The sequence below is a fragment of the uncultured Paraglaciecola sp. genome (assembly GCF_943787955.1).
Taxonomy (GTDB): Bacteria; Pseudomonadota; Gammaproteobacteria; order Enterobacterales; family Alteromonadaceae; genus Paraglaciecola.
In genome coordinates, this window is sequence record NZ_CALSOK010000011.1 from 1 (window position 1) to 15,724 (window position 15,724).

Genomic DNA, 15,724 nt, shown 5'->3' on the forward strand with positions numbered 1-15,724 from the left:
TTGTTTTTGCTGTTGTGCATTACTCTGCTCCACTTCCGCGAGTTCTGATTGTAATTTTTCGAACAGGGCCAGTTGTTGCTCTTTATCCGCTTTTTGTGTTTCACTTTGTGCTTTAGCTTGTTTTAGGGTGCGTTCGGTGTCTTGTAATTGCTGCTGCTTAACGGCTAACTCTTGTTGAATTTGTTGCTGCTGTGCTTGCCACTGATTTTCAGTTTCTGCCACTTTCTGCTGTTGTTGCTGGCTATGATGTTCCATCTCAGACAGTTCTTTTTGCAATATTTCTAATTGGTTTTGATGCTGCCCTTTAGCCAACTTTTCTTGTTCTGCCAACTGCTTCGTTTCATCTAAAGCTTTTTGAGTGTTTTGCAACTGTTGTTGTTTAGCCTCTAATTCTTGCACTAACTGGCTTTGTTGCTGGTGCATATCGCCTTTTTGTTGACTCGACATATCTTCTAATTTTTGCATTTCACTTTGCAAGTGTTCAACATGGCGTACTTTATTCGATAACTCTGACTCGGCTATCTTATAGGTCTGCTCGAGTTTTCTGCGTTGCTCCTCAGCTCCTTGGCTAGCCTTTCGCTGATTAACCAATAACTCACGAAGTTTTTCACTGGTATTGCCAGCATTCATCAACTCAGACTGAAGTGAATTGATTTGCCCGCCAACTTCATTAATCTGGTGATCTTTTTGTTCAATAGACTCTTTAAGCTCATCAATTTCTAACGCGAAATTATCCATTTTTGTTTGTTGACTGTGTTGTTCCTGTTTTAAATTCTCAGTATTACGTTCACTTTCAATCAGCGCTTGTTGAGCCAACTTATATTTTTTATCACTGTGTTGAAGAGCGTCTGAAATTTGATTACGCTGAACCTGTAAGCCAGTGACTTTAGCAGTGGACTTTTCTAATTGAATGGTCAACTCACTGTTAACATGTTGCGCCTCACTAAGCTGAGAACGACTCTTATTATAATCCTTTTGAAGCGCTTGAAGATTATCAGTGACACTTTGGTGAGCCTGTTGTAGGTCGCTGAATTCACTTTTTTTATCGAATAAATCATCTTCAGCAGTTTGTAATCTTGTTTCTGTATCTGCTAAATTCTTCACTTTAGTCGCCAGCTGATCTTGGCTGCTTTGTTACAGTTGTTGTTTCTGTGCGACTTCTTTCTCGGCAGCGTGATGTAAATTCATCGCCTCAAGACGTGCTTCATCGGCTAATTTTAAGTCTCTAAAATCTGTCCAAATACATAGGATTGAATCAAAGTCTTGGCCTTTATACATAGGCACATAGGTCGCTTGGCAGGGCAATAAAACCTGCCCCACTTCATGTTCCCATTGTAATGATTTAGCCTTCCCATCCAGTTTCACCTTGGTTATATGTCTTTCTAGTTCTTCGGATGCTTGTTGGTCTAGGTTTAACTCGCCGGCAAAAGGGGTGCTACCCAATAACTGATGCTCATTTTCTATATTAAAAAATGCGCAAGCGGCGGGATTCAATTTGCTAAAGCCTGTTTCACCCAAAACAGCCATTGGCATACTGCTATGTTGCAACAACCCGTCAAACTTATCTTGATGGAACTGCTCTTTAGTACTATCTGAAATCCAGCACAGATATTCTTTTTTTTCTTTACTTAATAAATCGACATGTAACTCACTGGGATGTAATTTGTCATTTTTACCTGTTAAGTGTGCAGAAAATCCTCGTAATCTCCCAGTCTGATGAACTTGTTTAGCTGCCTTAGCTGCATTATTAGCGTCGTTAAAGAGTTGATAAAACGTGTGTTTTTTCAGCTCTTTTTCACTTAAGTCTAATCTGTCAGTCATGGAGATATTGGCTCTAATAATCCGGTCTTCGGCGTCAATAATCGCTACGGCAAGAGGTGCTAAGTCCAATATAGTAATAAAATGTTTTCGCTCTTGTTCCAGCTTATCTTTGGTCTGTTTAAGTTCAGTCACATCTTGAATAACGCCTACTACACCAGCGCGTTTATTATTTTTATCTGAAAAGAACTTTAACTTTAAATTAAGTGTGTGGTTCACCTCATCAGCAAGCTGCAGCTCAAACTCTTTATTATGGCCTGAATTCACAGCACTAAAATTTGAATGATTGTCTATATGAAGTCGACTGATTTCAGCTGGCAATAAGTTTAATTCTTGAATACTTTTATATTCTATTTTTGACATGTGTAGTTTAAACATCATCTCAAATGCTGAGTTACAATCAACAAATTTACCCTGTTCATCAAGCAAATAAACAGGATTGGGACTGGTTGCTAGTAATGTTTTAACTTTTTGCTGGCTAATGAGTAGAAGACTTTTTTGTTGCTCCAGTTCTGACAGGTTTTGAACAATAAAATCTAAACACGTGGTTTTGCCCTCATCATTTTTATTCCTACTGAGTCCAATCAACCTTAAGGGAATAGTGTTCCAAACCTGCTTTTCTTTTGGCTCACTGCCTAGACTCTCTGTATGGTTTTCATCTAACTGTAAAAACTCACAACATATATCCATTTGATGCTGTTTTTTACTGGCTTCTAAAGCCTGCTCCCACTCATACACAGAATGATTGTTAAGCATTTTTTTTAGTTGATTGAGATCTCCACTCAAAGGCGCGGTTGCTAATAGAAAATCGGCAAATAGCTGATCTGAGGTAAAGGTATTGTCATCAAAATTGATAGTGAGCTTGGCTAAGCCACTTTGTTGTAATCCTTGATTTAAGCTGTTTAGGTGAGAAGACTGTTGGTCTATTTGATGCTGATAATTACTGACATCAGCAAGAGAAATTACACTGGCTATACCATGATGAATATCGGACTGCTGAGTGAATCCTAAATGCAAATGACGTTTACTCGCTGCCACATACGTTTGCATAGCCACATACTGATTAGATGTTAAAGCCGCACTTATTGTTCCTTGCAGCGCATTATCAAAGACCTCAATCAGAGGTCTATTCATTAATTTTTCCTCTTTACTGCCCAGAAAAAATGCGGCAACTCGATTGGCAAAAATAATCTCACCGGCCTGATTGATGTGCAACATGCCCACTTTAAAGTCATTAAGTAAGGATTGTTTATCTGCTGAGGTATTGTAGGATTCTTTTTGTTCTTTACGGGCGCTACCCAGTTGAATCTTAGTGAAAATGACAAGCAATAATAAAAAAACTAACACGGCAACTAACGCCATTAGTCCAATTTTCATGGTGTCAGGGCTTTGTTCAAGTATTTGATCGAGAACTGTTTGGCTAAATGCAAAACACACAGGACTGACTAATACTGAAATAAAGCATAAAACCCTTAAAAACAGACGATTCCAAACACGGGGAGTCATTGCACACTTTCCTTATAAACGAACAACACCTACCACAATATAGCAGTGATATAAATTTAAATAGTATTGATAGCTAAACAAAGTATGAAGATTAATAACTATAAATGTTTAAATTTGACCCCATTTCCTATTTTGAATAACTCAGTTACATAGATTAGTTTGCTGGTGTTAAAAGAGAAATGGGTAGTCGCTTAAATGCAATAGGATAACTTGAAATAGTCAGTACTGTGACAAACATTAATAATAGAATTTAACCCAATCTGACAGAGAGCTATGTGCCAATTACAGCCGTTCGTAGTCATAGCGATTCAAGAGCAAGAAGCTTAAGTTTTAGCAAATTAGGATGCCTGTCTCTGCAACTGCTGTAAGATGTTTTGAGTTCGTAGCGCACCTTGCCGTAAGTCGTTATTGCCAACCTTTTTTCTGATACCCAAAAGCGGGTAATATAACGGCACGGTCACTCGAATTTACACCTATTCTGTGCGCTTCTCATGACACCTGCATGGAGACTGAAGCCTGCCACTTTTGAGGCAAAGCCTGACGCAAGCCTTTACTCTGCCAGAGATGCAATAGTTTGTAAGGTAAAGACCTTTCGTCCTTGCTGTTTACCTGTAGCGATGCGACAAGTAATGGAATACACCTGAATTTGTAACATTGGAGCGTCTTCCTGTCCATCCAAAGCCAGGTAGTCAATGTCACCGCTATTTAGGTTTAGGGCAATATCAAAGTAGTGTCGTATTTTTAAATTGATGATAAATAGGCTTGACTACAGCTTTTTATGAAAGGATTTGCGAACAATAAATGAATAGAATGTAAAGCTCTATAAGAAAAAAACTTGGTAACTTTATTTTGTTCTTGACGAGTTTAAGGGTAGGAATGTTTTGAGCATCATCGCCCATCAGGTAATAAGTTCGAATGGTGTAATGAGTGCCAGCAGACGGCAGAAAAATGGCCGCCGCTGGCCAAAACATCTCCGTTATTTAAGGTGTAAACTCCAGCACAACTCCACTGAGGTCGTTTGGATTTACCGCGTCGAACAATTCATAATGGGTTCCACTGGCTAAGAAATTGCCCAGTGCATTAAGATCACTCGCTCCCGGATCCGTTACGCCACCACCTGGTGAGCTACCTGCTAAGCCATCAAGTGCAGAAATAGCACCATATTCAATGGTATAACTACCGTCAGCACGTAGGGTCAAAGTAAAGCTATTGGCACCCGTACTAACAAATTCGGGCACGCTATCAAAGTTCAGAATAAAACTTCCAGCTTCTTGAGCATAACTGACGTTACCACCATTATTCGGCGACAAATCATCCCATAGTGGCGCTATCCTCGGTTGATCGCTTAGCAGTTCACCAATGCTTTCACTGAAATCCGTGTCGCCAGTACCAAAGGTCATGTTGCCATTAGAATTAACAAAGGCAGTGGTATAATCTACTCCGTTGAAAGAAAAGGTAAATCCCAATGGGAGTTCAATCGAATTGTCATCCCCCATAGTTAACGGCACATTGTTACTCTCGTCGATTTCTAACACGTATCTGCCTCCACTGCTTCCGGCACCGATTAAATCTAGATCGGCAAAGGTTGTAACCGCCAGATAATAACGTCCAGCAGGTAAGTCCAAGGCGAGAATTTTTGACAAGATACCGCTACCACCATCATCATCCGTGATAATCAGATTGCCACTATTATCAAACAGGGCAATAAGTGAGTCCAGAGGACCTGCAGTAATTTCAATACTGAGCGCTTTGTCACCCTTAGTTTCAAATCGGTACCAGTCTATGTCATTTCCAATGGGCTCTATCTCGGTAAAGCGACCTACATCGGCACTGCTAAAGGGCAGATTAAGGCTACGGGCCTTTCTAAAGCTATTATTTTTGCCTGCCCAGTTGTCGTTGAAGGTAGTGGTACCGTTAAAGCGCAGCTGACTATTGGCCAAATCATTGCCATTGACGGCATAAAATAATTCGAATTTCGCTGGACTGTTATGCAAATTTATACGACCGTTATACTCGCTCAGATCTGACGTGCCTTCCATCCCAGAGGTAACGGTTGCACCACAGGACACCCCCACCAAAGCATCTAAAGACGTCATATCGCCGTATTCAATATCAATACCATTATTAGCTCGGCGCAAGTTGATGCTAAAGCTATTAGCACCCGAGCTAAAATACTCAGGCACACTGTCCCAACTTACCGTAAAGCTGTTTTTACTTTGTTGGTAACTGACCGTACCGCCATTAGCGGGATTGAGATCATCCCACCAACCCGCGATGCGAGGTGGTCCACTGAGCATTTCGGCGCTGCTCTCAGAGAAGTCGCCGTTGGGCGCACCAAAGGTCAGATTTCCATTAGCATTGACCGAGACAGATGAGAATGCCATACCACATAGCTCAAAGCTAAAAGGTAGGGCCAGATTGACTGAACCATCATCACCGACCAGCAGAGGGTCACCCGGTGCCGGCGCATTGAAGATAATATCGACATCACTACTATTGGGTTGCACAAAATCGAATGCGGAGACCGGGTCGGCAGAATCTAAGTTATTAGACTCGGTCAAATTGTAATATTCCTCTGGTCCCGGAAAGGGGCCGCTGAGCACAGTAGAAAAGCCTCCCGCAAGGATCTGGTCTATATATACCCGGTAATTTGCCCCGGGTGTCAGCCCTTCAATCTGGTATTCTCCATCGACACCAAAATCTCCTGAAATAGCAGAGACCGCATCATAGAAAGGGTTGGCATCATTACGAGCGATGACATTGACCCCGGTCACTGGGATCACACCATTGGCAAGTAAAATCTTGCCGCTAATCTTTCCTGTGGTAACGAAGCTCGCATCAGGATACAGGGTTGATAATGAGGCCATATCATCCTGATTTAAATTTTGTGTACCTGTATTTGGTCCAAAATAAAAAGGGTACATGGTTTCGATAGGCTCAGCAGAGGGATCGGGGATGCCATAGGGATCGTCTGTGCCAGCCCCTGAAGTGTCACCCGCGCCAATAAACAACTGGCCGTTGACCACTGTGTGACCTAAGCCAGAATAATGCCCAAACTCATGTACCATTACATCCAGCGCAGCAGTGGGGTCAACAAAAGAGGGGCCATTGAGAAAGGAAAGGCCCTCGGTGATGGTACATGTGGCAGGGGTCCCCCATTCAGGACCTGCGAAGCCGAGAATGCCAGATCCCGGGCCAAACAGCAGATCAAATATTGCACCAGTATCGTCAAATACAATAGCCGATAAGCCGTCAGGCGCAGCGGCATTTAGATAGGGGCTAAAGTTACTGATATCCACATCCACAGGCAATAAGCCGTTGTTACTGTAAGTAGCGGAGGAAGTCGCTGTTGCTTGCCAAACAGCAAAAGCATCGTTGACGGCGGTGACCGCTGCCGCATTACTTAATGGACCTAGGTCACCCTGATCTGGGTTAAAAGGAATATTACTGCCACCACTACCCCATACAAAGGGTTGACCTGGTTGACAGTCTGCAATTGGGCCACCCGCTAAGACGCTGGAACTGGCCAATATGGCGAAGGTTAATGCTGTGGCTCGCAAACCATGAGATGTATAAGTGTTCATGCTGCGCTCCTTAATTTAAGTTAGTGAAAATGGCGGCTTTGAGGTCATCGTAGCTCACAGGACCAGAGAAAAGTCCTTGATTGCCTAAACTATTAACAACCATGTCGCGACCATTGCTGTCGTTGGATAAGTGAAATAAGCCTTGCCCAAGGCCAACAGTAGTCGATAAACCAACCGAACTGCGCGCGGTGGTAAATAACACATAGTCACTGCCTAACTGCAGATCGGGGTTAATTTGCAAGTTGGTCAAACGTTTTTGAGTGCCTACAACAAGCGATGATTTCATGCTGCCAAGCATAATAAATTGAAGAACTTGTCCCTCTTTTCCTGAACCAAAATCGCCCTTTATTGGATCATCAATGCGCAGGGTGTAAATAATAGTAGACAACTCACCGCCGCCGGCTTGTAAAGAACCAGGCTCCTTGCTCATTACAGTAGCGCGGAACACTTTGTCTGCATTGCCTACCATTTCCGATAGACTCATTTTTTTAACTAAGGCAGCATGTGTCGTCCATGATGCCGTTACGACTATTAGTGTGAGTGATAACAACCACTTGAGTTTTGGGTAAGACATAATATTTCCCTCTGAATGTGTTGGATTGGCGCATGTCAGGTAGACATGCTTAATTCCGTTTTAGTCAGTTGACCGATTAACATAGGCCTTTTGGCCATGTACGTGCTTGGGTAATCCATTGCGACAATACGGCACCAAAACTACGAACAGAGGAAATTGAAAGGCAACGGAGATACTGAAGTGGCATAGTTAATTTGGCCACCTAACTAGAGATGTTATGCTATTTGCATAGCAAGATTAGGTGCCAAAGATGAGCAAAAGAACAAGACGGACTTTTAGTCCTGAATTTAGATTGGAAACAGCACAACTGGTTGTTGATCAAAGTTACACTCACGACGAAGCCGCTAAGGCAATGGGGGTTGGTTTTTCAACGATAGGAAAGTGGGTAAAACAACTTCAACAAGAACGTAAAGGCGTGAGAGTTGAGCAAACCCCAATGACGCCTGACCAGCTAGAAATAAAGGATTTAAAGAAGAAGCTTGCGCGAGCTGAGCTTGAGAAGGAAATATTAAAAAAGGCTACCGCTCTGTTGATGTCGGACTCCATGAACAACTCTCTCTAGTAGAGAAACTGAGTCAGAGTGATGAACGCCGTTATTCGATAAAAGTGCTATGTGAGGTATTTGGAGTCCACCGCAGCACCTACAAATATTGGCTTGGGCGAGATAGACGCTTATCACCAGAGGTCGCTAAATTGTACGGCCAGGTGAAAGAAGTGCATCGGCAAAGCAACGGCTCAGCGGGCGCAAGAACGATAGCGATTATGGCAACCGACAATGGTTTCCCTTTATCTCGTTATCGTGCCAGTAATATCATGAAGAAGTTGAATTTAGTCAGTTGCCAACTACCGCAACATGCCTACAAGAAGGCGACTAAAGAGCATGTGGCTATCCCGAACATATTGGATAGGCAATTTGCCGTCATTGAGCCTAATCAATTGTGGTGCGGCGATGTGACGTATATTTGGACAGGCAACCGATGGGCTTACTTAGCGGTCGTCATGGATTTATTTGCAAGAAAACCCGTTGGTTGGGCGATGAGTCATTCGCCTGATAGTAATTTAACCTGTCAGGCGTTGACCATGGCATTTGAAAGTCGTGGAAGACCTAAAGAGGTGATGTACCATAGCGATCAAGGAAGTCACTACACAAGTCGCCAATTTAGGCAGCTAGTATGGCGATATCGATTAACGCAAAGTATGAGCCGACGAGGAAACTGCTGGGATAATAGTCCAATGGAACGCTTTTTTAGAAGCTTAAAAACAGAATGGATACCAACAACTGGCTATTGTAGTTTTAGTGAAGCTAAGCACGGTATCAATGATTATATTATTGGCTATTACAGTGAGTTTAGGCCGCATTCATATAATGGTGGATTGACACCAAATGAATCGGAATATCGGTATCGAAAATACTACAAACCCGTGGCCAAAATGACTTGACCACTTCAGATATAATGCTGTTTTATTTATAGTATCTTCGCATCTATATATTTATGCATGTAAGCTTAATAAATATTCAATTAAAAAGGATCAAAATGAAAAAGTTATTATTGTTATTGGCTGTAGTATTTACTACGTCAACGTTTGCTCAAAATATTGTTCATATACAATATAGATACGTTGCTTCAGAGAATGTAGCTGAATTTGAAGCTTTAGAAACAGAACATTGGTCTAAAATCAAGAAAAATGCTATTGAAAATGGAGATATGTCAGTATCTGCATTTTTTAGACTTTATGGCCGTGTAGATAATGAATCACTACCAACTCACGCCTTTGTTCAAGTATATAAAAGCTTTGAGCAGTATGAAGCTCAAATGAAAATATGGAGTAATGCTGAGGAAATCCTAGGGTTTAACCCAGCACTTGCTTCAACTAATGATATTTCTAAAACACTTCATAACGATACATATAAATTAGTTTCTGAGCTTCCAATGGGAGAATTTAAATATGCAGTTTGGAATTTGGCAAAACCAAAGGACTTGAATGGATTTATTAATGAAAATTTAAACTTATGGATGCCATATTTTAAGAAGAATTTAGGCAAAGAGGGAGCAAGAACAGGCTGGGGAATTTTAGCAAGAGTACATCCAAAGGGTATGAACGAGTCAAGTGTTCTCACCTACGATCACTATAAAGATTTGTCGAGTGCTCTAAGAGCTTTATCTCCAATGGATGTTGTTTCAAGTGAAGAGATTGATGAAATTATATCGAAATCTGAAATGAGCAAATATGACCCCGATGGATTTCGGTACACAGATATTTGGGAGTTAATTGAATTTATTGGAAGCCCTCAATAATATTAAAGACAGGAATTTCCTTTGTCAGTTGTTGGTTGAAGCCCTCCTTTAGGGGGGTTATTTCACACTAATATCACTTAAAACAATACCCACACTTTATAAATTATAATCTAAAATATGATTAATTTTACTTTAAGTATTGGTAAAATAAAACGTCATTATATTGTGTATATCAATATCCCTTCTACATCATAATACCTGGTCTGTCGGCGAAATATCCTCTATTACTCACCGCTTTTACGTAATTAAGAATTCAAAAAAAGGGTCTCCGCAGATAAATAAAACAGCTCTGAGGATTGCAATTTTTTATGATGATGAACTTGCTTTTATTCAAATAGACTTATCTGAGGTGGCGCTCGATTTTCACCGTTAGATACCTTTTTCATCGCGAATTCGGTATTTAAACGGTTAAAAAAGGGAATTCTCTAACGGTCTCGGTCACACAAGGAGGCATTCAACAAGACTTTTATGCAGCTACTACAGACGCATCACCTCGGTTACATATTAAAACAACTGAGGTCAAGCTCTGATATATTTATACCCCGATTTAATCATCACCCATCAACAAAACTTGTTTGTCTAACTTATCCAAAACCTTCATTAAATTTCTGTGTTCACTGGCTTCCAATACACTAATAAATTGCTTTTCCCATTGTAGCGCTTTAGGTGCGATTTTTTGATACAGGCTCTGGCCTTTAACACTTAAAGATAGGTAAACCGCGCGGTTATCCTTTTTGTCTGTTTGTTTTATCAAATAGTCTTTACTTTCTAAAGCCTTCACAGCCCTCGATACTTTGGACTTATCCATAGAGGTGATTTCACCAATGTCTTTGGAATACAATTTTTGTTGTTCGGCTAACTGCGCCAACACACGCCACTCCGGAATGGTGATATCAAATGTTTGTTTATAAATTTTTGATAATGCCAAGCTTATATTCGATGCCAGTTGCACCATTCTGTAAGGCACAAATTGATTCAGTTGCACTGAATCAATTTGTGCCTTTTCTATGCAGTCATTATCTATGTCATCATTTTTCATATTTTCTTAGCTAACTGTTCTTCGTAAAGAATAAAATACAACACAACCAAATTGAATAAAGGTTGATAGTAACAGCCATATAGTTTCATATGAGAGTATATGTAAAAAGATGCTTCGGGATAAATCGATGATTGAGCCAAATAATATTTGTTATTCCCATGGGTTTAACAATGAACATGAATCTGAAGCGTTGCAAGGCGCGTTACCGATTGGTCAGTTTAATCCACAAAAGTGTGCGTACGGTTTGTATGCAGAACAATTTAGTACCACCGCCTTTACTGCCCCTAGACATGAAAATCGCCGCACATGGATGTATCGTATTCGGCCATCAATCAGTATGGAGGATTATTCTCCTATTGATAAAGGTTTGCTACGCACCGCCCCTTTGTCTGGCCCACCATGTCCACCCAATGTGATGCGCTGGGACGCACAACCTATTTGCGAAACCCCCACAGACTTTATTGATGGGCTCACCACTATCGCTGCCAATGGTGATGCGAATACCCATATTGGCATCGCCATTCATCTTTATTCAGCCAATAAGGGCATGGAAAATCGTTATTTTTGCAATGCAGATGGCGAGTTAATGGTGGTGCCACAGCAAGGTGAATTAATAGCTCGCACAGAGTTAGGATTGCTCAAAGTAAAACCTGGCGAAATAATGGTGATCCCCCGAGGCATAAAATTTCAAATAGACCCTATTGATGAGCCCATCCGTGGTTACGTTTGTGAAAATTACGGTGCGCCTTTTACCTTGCCAGAAAGAGGCCCAGTAGGTGCTAACGGACTTGCTAATCAACGTGACTTTCACTATCCGGTGGCATGGTTTGAAGACACAGAACAAGCCAGTTGTTTAGTCACTAAGTTTATGGGTGAGTTGTATCAAGCTCAGTTAGGTCACAGCCCACTAGATGTAGTGGCATGGGTGGGCAATAGTGCTCCCTATAAGTACGATTTATCCTGTTTTAATGTGATCAATACAGTGAGTTTTGATCATCCTGATCCCTCCATATTTACGGTACTCACTTCTCCATCAGATACCGCAGGTACCGCCAATATGGACTTTGTCATTTTCCCTCCCCGTTGGATGGTGGCTGAAAATACCTTCAGGCCACCTTGGTATCATCGTAATGTGATGAGTGAATTTATGGGGTTGATCCATGGCGTATATGACGCAAAAGAAACAGGTTTTGAACCCGGCGGTATGAGTTTGCATAACTGCATGACACCCCATGGACCAGAAGCTGTGGTATTTGAAAAAGCATCCAATAACCAGCTTACGCCACAGGAATACGCTAGTACCTTAGCGTTTATGTTTGAGTCGCGTTATGTGATTGCACCGACAGAATTTGCGTTACACACAGCAACGAGGCAAAAAAACTACCTCGGTTGTTGGGGAAATCTAAAAAAACATTTTGATGGGAAAGCTTAAGAGCAGCTGCGAGTTTCTAGCTACGAGCTTAATGTGAATAAATAATTGAGAGAAAAAAATATGCTAATGATCAACGAAACACATGATATCGACCTTACCAGTTGGGTTAGTTCTGCCAATAGTGATAGTGATTTTCCTATTCAGAACTTACCTTTTTCTATATTTAAGCGTAAGGGGCAAGAAGAAGCTTTAAGAGGCGGCGTGGCCATTGGTAATAACGTGCTTGATTTAGCCGCTGTAGCAAAAATGAACCTCTTCAGTGGCAGTGCTCAAACAGCATTAGAAGCCGCCAGCCAAACGACTTTAAATGCTTTAATGAACTTAGGTGTTGAAGCCAACTCTGCACTAAGACTGGCATTATCTAAAGCACTACGCACAGACTCCCCATTACAAAATACATTAACGCCAATCTTGATTGCTCAAGATGAGATAGAGTTTGGTATGCCTTGTCAGATTGGCGATTACACTGATTTTTATACTTCCCTATATCATGCCACCGCTATAGGAAAATTGTTCCGCCCAGATAACCCATTATTACCTAACTATAAATGGATACCGATTGGTTATCATGGCCGTTCTTCTACCATTGGCATCTCTGGCCAAACGTTTCACCGTCCAGTAGGGCAAACCAAGGCACCTGATGCCACAGAGCCTAGTTTTGGCCCCTGTAAGCGTTTAGATTACGAATTAGAAATGGGCTTGTTCGTAGGTAAAAGCACCCAGATGGGCGAACTGATAAACATCGAAAACGCCGAGAAACATCTGTTTGGCGTGTGTATTTTTAATGACTGGTCGGCGCGAGATATTCAAGCGTGGGAATACCAGCCATTAGGGCCATTTTTAGCGAAAAGTTTTGCCTCGACTATTTCACCGTGGATAGTCACCATGGAAGCATTAGCGCCCTATCGCAGCAATTTCAAGCGCCCAAAAACAGATCCTCAGCCATTGCCACACTTAAGCAGTGAGCAGAATACTCAAAATGGCGGTCTAGATATCGACTTAAGTTGTTTTATACAGACCCAAGCGATGTTTGAAAACAAGCAACCGATGGCGCAACTATCAAAGTCTAATTTTAAATATTCATATTGGACCCCTGCACAACTAATAACCCATCATGCGAGCAATGGTTGTGCGATGCGTTCGGGCGATCTTTTAGGTTCAGGCACGCAATCTGGGCCAACATATGAAGAAGCCGGATCGTTAATTGAATTGAGTAAAGGTGGCAAAACCCCTATTGACCTACCCAATGGCGAAAAACGCACCTTCTTAGAAGATGGTGACAGTATCATAATGCGTGCTTCTTGCAGTAAAGAAGGCGCAGTCAGAATTGGTTTTGGGGAAGTGGTTGCGACTGTTTTGCCAGCAAAGGTATAGGCCTTAAACATGAAACTATATAGTTACTATCGCTCATCTGCAGCTTACCGAGTCAGAATAGCCTTAAATCTAAAGCAGATTGAGCATAGTATCGAGCCAGTCAATCTGCTAAAAAAAGAACATAAAAGCACTGACTACTTAACGAAACAACCACAAGGGTTAGTGCCATGTTTAGAAACCGATACAGGGCAATTTTTAGCTCAATCAGGTGCTATTTTGAGTTACTTAGATGCTTTATATCCTAACTCTACATTAATACTGACTGATCCCTTTGAGGCAGCAAAAATGCAAAGCTTTGTGGATATGATTGCTTGTGACATCCACCCTGTGTGCAATTTACGGGTACTCAATTATCTAACCGAAATTCTAACAGTAGACAGTGAGCAAAAATTAGCTTGGTATCAACACTGGATAGTCATAGGGTTTGAAGCATTGGAAACCCTGTTAGATAAAACACAATATTGTTTTGGCGAACAGCCCACCCTCGCAGATGTTTATTTGATCCCTCAGGTCTACAACGCGCTGCGATTCGAGGTTGATATAACGTTATTCCCCAAAATCATGAATGCCTACCAAAACTGTAATCAACTGGACGCATTCATCATAGCCAAGCCAGAAAATCAGCGAGACACAATGTAACAAACCAATCCTTTATTGATTTGATATAATTGAGCAAAAAGCACTATTCTGTCTTCAGAAAAAATTAAGTGATCATCAAAAAATATGAAAATAACAGCTCGCCTGATGCACTTATGATAATGTTAATTCAATTATATTATATCCATCAGGTTATCTATGCCATTACCATTTTCACTGCTTGATCTTGCCCCTATTGCTGAAGGTTCAAGTATTGCCGACGCACTTGATAATTCCCGTAAACTGGCGATACAGGCAGAACAATCTGGTTACAACCGTGTTTGGTTAGCAGAGCATCATGGCATGTTTGGCGTGGCTAGCTCTGCGACAGCCGTGGTGTTGGGACATATTGCCGCCGCTACATCTAAAATTAGAATAGGCTCAGGCGGGGTGATGTTACCCAACCATTCTCCTTTAGTGATTGCAGAACAATTTGGTACATTGGCAACCTTGTTTCCAGGCAGAGTGGACTTAGGTTTAGGGCGTGCACCCGGAACAGATATGGCAACCGCTAGAGCATTACGACGCAATCTCAATGCTGATGCAGAAAATTACCCTGAAGATATTCGTGAACTCCAACATTATCTAGCCGCACCGCAATCAGGGCAAAATATTATTGCTGTTCCTGGGGCGAATACACACATTCCCATTTGGTTGTTAGGATCAAGTTTATACAGTGCTAAATTAGCAGGACACTTTGGTCTACCCTACTCTTTTGCTTCTCACTTTGCGCCGGATCAACTGTTCGACGCAATCAGTCTTTATCGGTCGAGCTTTCAAGCGTCAGAGCAATCCCAACAGCCTCATATGATGGCAGGGCTGATGGCAGTGGTTGCCGATAGTGACGAAGAAGCCCAATATCTATTTACGTCAGTACAACAACAATTTATGAACATGCGTAAAGGGGCGAACCGAGCTTTTGCCAGACCAGTAGATGATATATCAACCATCTGTACTGCAGCAGACCAAGCCATGTTATCGAATATCTTACGCTACGCCATGGTGGGCTCAAAGCAGACGGTCACCGATAAACTCAGCCAATTTATTGAAGCCACTAACGTAGACGAAGTCATCGTGTCTATGCCCATACATGATATGCAAGCGCGCTTAAAAAGTGTGCAGATGTTGGCAGAAACAGGTCTTATGCAAGCCTACTAGCTTTTTAACGCCATGCTTAATCAAAAAGCCTAACGGGGCTGGTGTGATATATCCACTATTTCTAATCTGCGTGGTCAGAAACGCTGATTTATCAGATAATCACCGGCCGTTATGACTACGATGAGGACCTTTCAGATTAAGTTGAAATATTAATATAATTTTTTAAGACTGCGTGCAAACTACCCCACATCACCCCAACAATAATTAAGCTATTTGCATAGCTGTGCTAGCGCACTTATTTCTAATGCCTCGTAAACATTATCAACAAACATCTTGATACTGATTGAAAATTAGAACTAATTGATA

General features: G+C 41.5%; 11 protein-coding genes and 1 pseudogene. 6 read left to right on the forward strand and 6 right to left on the reverse strand.

Going from position 1 to position 15,724, the window contains the following annotated elements:
• The 5 genes and pseudogenes from Q0Y52_RS10975 to Q0Y52_RS10990 form a co-directional block, all read right to left on the reverse strand.
• Nucleotides 1–1,104 (reverse strand): annotated as a pseudogene (locus Q0Y52_RS10975) (PAS domain S-box protein); the annotation flags it as partial.
• A gap of 30 nt (nucleotides 1,105–1,134) precedes the next feature.
• Complete coding sequence (locus Q0Y52_RS10980; protein ID WP_297821524.1) at nucleotides 1,135–3,324, reverse strand: PAS domain-containing protein; 2,190 nt, start codon at nucleotides 3,322–3,324, stop codon at nucleotides 1,135–1,137.
• A gap of 298 nt (nucleotides 3,325–3,622) precedes the next feature.
• A complete protein-coding gene (locus tag Q0Y52_RS19535; RefSeq protein WP_366939287.1) occupies nucleotides 3,623–3,769 on the reverse strand; it encodes a hypothetical protein in 147 nt (48 codons plus the stop codon).
• Between the two features lie 535 nt (nucleotides 3,770–4,304).
• Nucleotides 4,305–6,908, reverse strand: coding sequence for a pre-peptidase C-terminal domain-containing protein (locus tag Q0Y52_RS10985; RefSeq protein ID WP_297821525.1), 2,604 nt, complete (start codon nucleotides 6,906–6,908; stop codon nucleotides 4,305–4,307).
• A 10-nt stretch (nucleotides 6,909–6,918) separates the two neighbouring features.
• A complete protein-coding gene (locus tag Q0Y52_RS10990) occupies nucleotides 6,919–7,482 on the reverse strand; it encodes a hypothetical protein (RefSeq protein WP_297821526.1) in 564 nt (187 codons plus the stop codon).
• A 250-nt stretch (nucleotides 7,483–7,732) separates the two neighbouring features.
• Between Q0Y52_RS10990 and Q0Y52_RS10995 the strand changes: the two genes are divergently transcribed.
• Both Q0Y52_RS10995 and Q0Y52_RS11000 read left to right on the forward strand, forming a co-directional pair.
• Nucleotides 7,733–8,922, forward strand: a protein-coding gene (locus Q0Y52_RS10995; RefSeq protein ID WP_297817896.1) for an IS3 family transposase whose coding sequence is annotated in 2 segments (ribosomal slippage) — nucleotides 7,733–7,991 and nucleotides 7,991–8,922 — 1,191 coding nt in all. Because the reading frame shifts where the segments join, the coding sequence is not laid out codon by codon here.
• A 95-nt stretch (nucleotides 8,923–9,017) separates the two neighbouring features.
• On the forward strand, nucleotides 9,018–9,779 hold the full coding sequence (locus tag Q0Y52_RS11000) for a hypothetical protein (RefSeq protein WP_297821527.1): 762 nt from the start codon (nucleotides 9,018–9,020) through the stop codon (nucleotides 9,777–9,779).
• Nucleotides 9,780–10,326: 547 nt separating this feature from the next.
• On the opposite strand, the gene Q0Y52_RS11005 is transcribed toward Q0Y52_RS11000, so the two are convergent.
• Nucleotides 10,327–10,818 (reverse strand): MarR family winged helix-turn-helix transcriptional regulator, encoded by a 492-nt coding sequence (locus tag Q0Y52_RS11005; protein WP_297821528.1) that lies wholly within the window; start codon nucleotides 10,816–10,818, stop codon nucleotides 10,327–10,329.
• 127 nt (nucleotides 10,819–10,945) lie between these two features.
• Between Q0Y52_RS11005 and hmgA the strand changes: the two genes are divergently transcribed.
• The 4 genes from hmgA to Q0Y52_RS11025 all read left to right on the forward strand — a co-directional run bounded on the left by hmgA (nucleotide 10,946) and on the right by Q0Y52_RS11025 (nucleotide 15,418).
• Complete coding sequence (gene hmgA, locus Q0Y52_RS11010; protein WP_297821529.1) at nucleotides 10,946–12,250, forward strand: homogentisate 1,2-dioxygenase; 1,305 nt, start codon at nucleotides 10,946–10,948, stop codon at nucleotides 12,248–12,250.
• Nucleotides 12,251–12,310: 60 nt separating this feature from the next.
• Nucleotides 12,311–13,624 carry a fumarylacetoacetase gene (fahA, locus tag Q0Y52_RS11015; RefSeq protein ID WP_297821530.1) on the forward strand — a complete coding sequence of 438 codons (1,314 nt, stop codon included), beginning with the start codon at nucleotides 12,311–12,313 and terminating at the stop codon, nucleotides 13,622–13,624.
• 9 nt (nucleotides 13,625–13,633) lie between these two features.
• Complete coding sequence (gene maiA, locus Q0Y52_RS11020) at nucleotides 13,634–14,263, forward strand: maleylacetoacetate isomerase (RefSeq protein WP_297821531.1); 630 nt, start codon at nucleotides 13,634–13,636, stop codon at nucleotides 14,261–14,263.
• Between the two features lie 156 nt (nucleotides 14,264–14,419).
• On the forward strand, nucleotides 14,420–15,418 hold the full coding sequence (locus Q0Y52_RS11025; protein ID WP_297821532.1) for an LLM class flavin-dependent oxidoreductase: 999 nt from the start codon (nucleotides 14,420–14,422) through the stop codon (nucleotides 15,416–15,418).
• Nucleotides 15,419–15,724 lie beyond the last annotated feature (306 nt).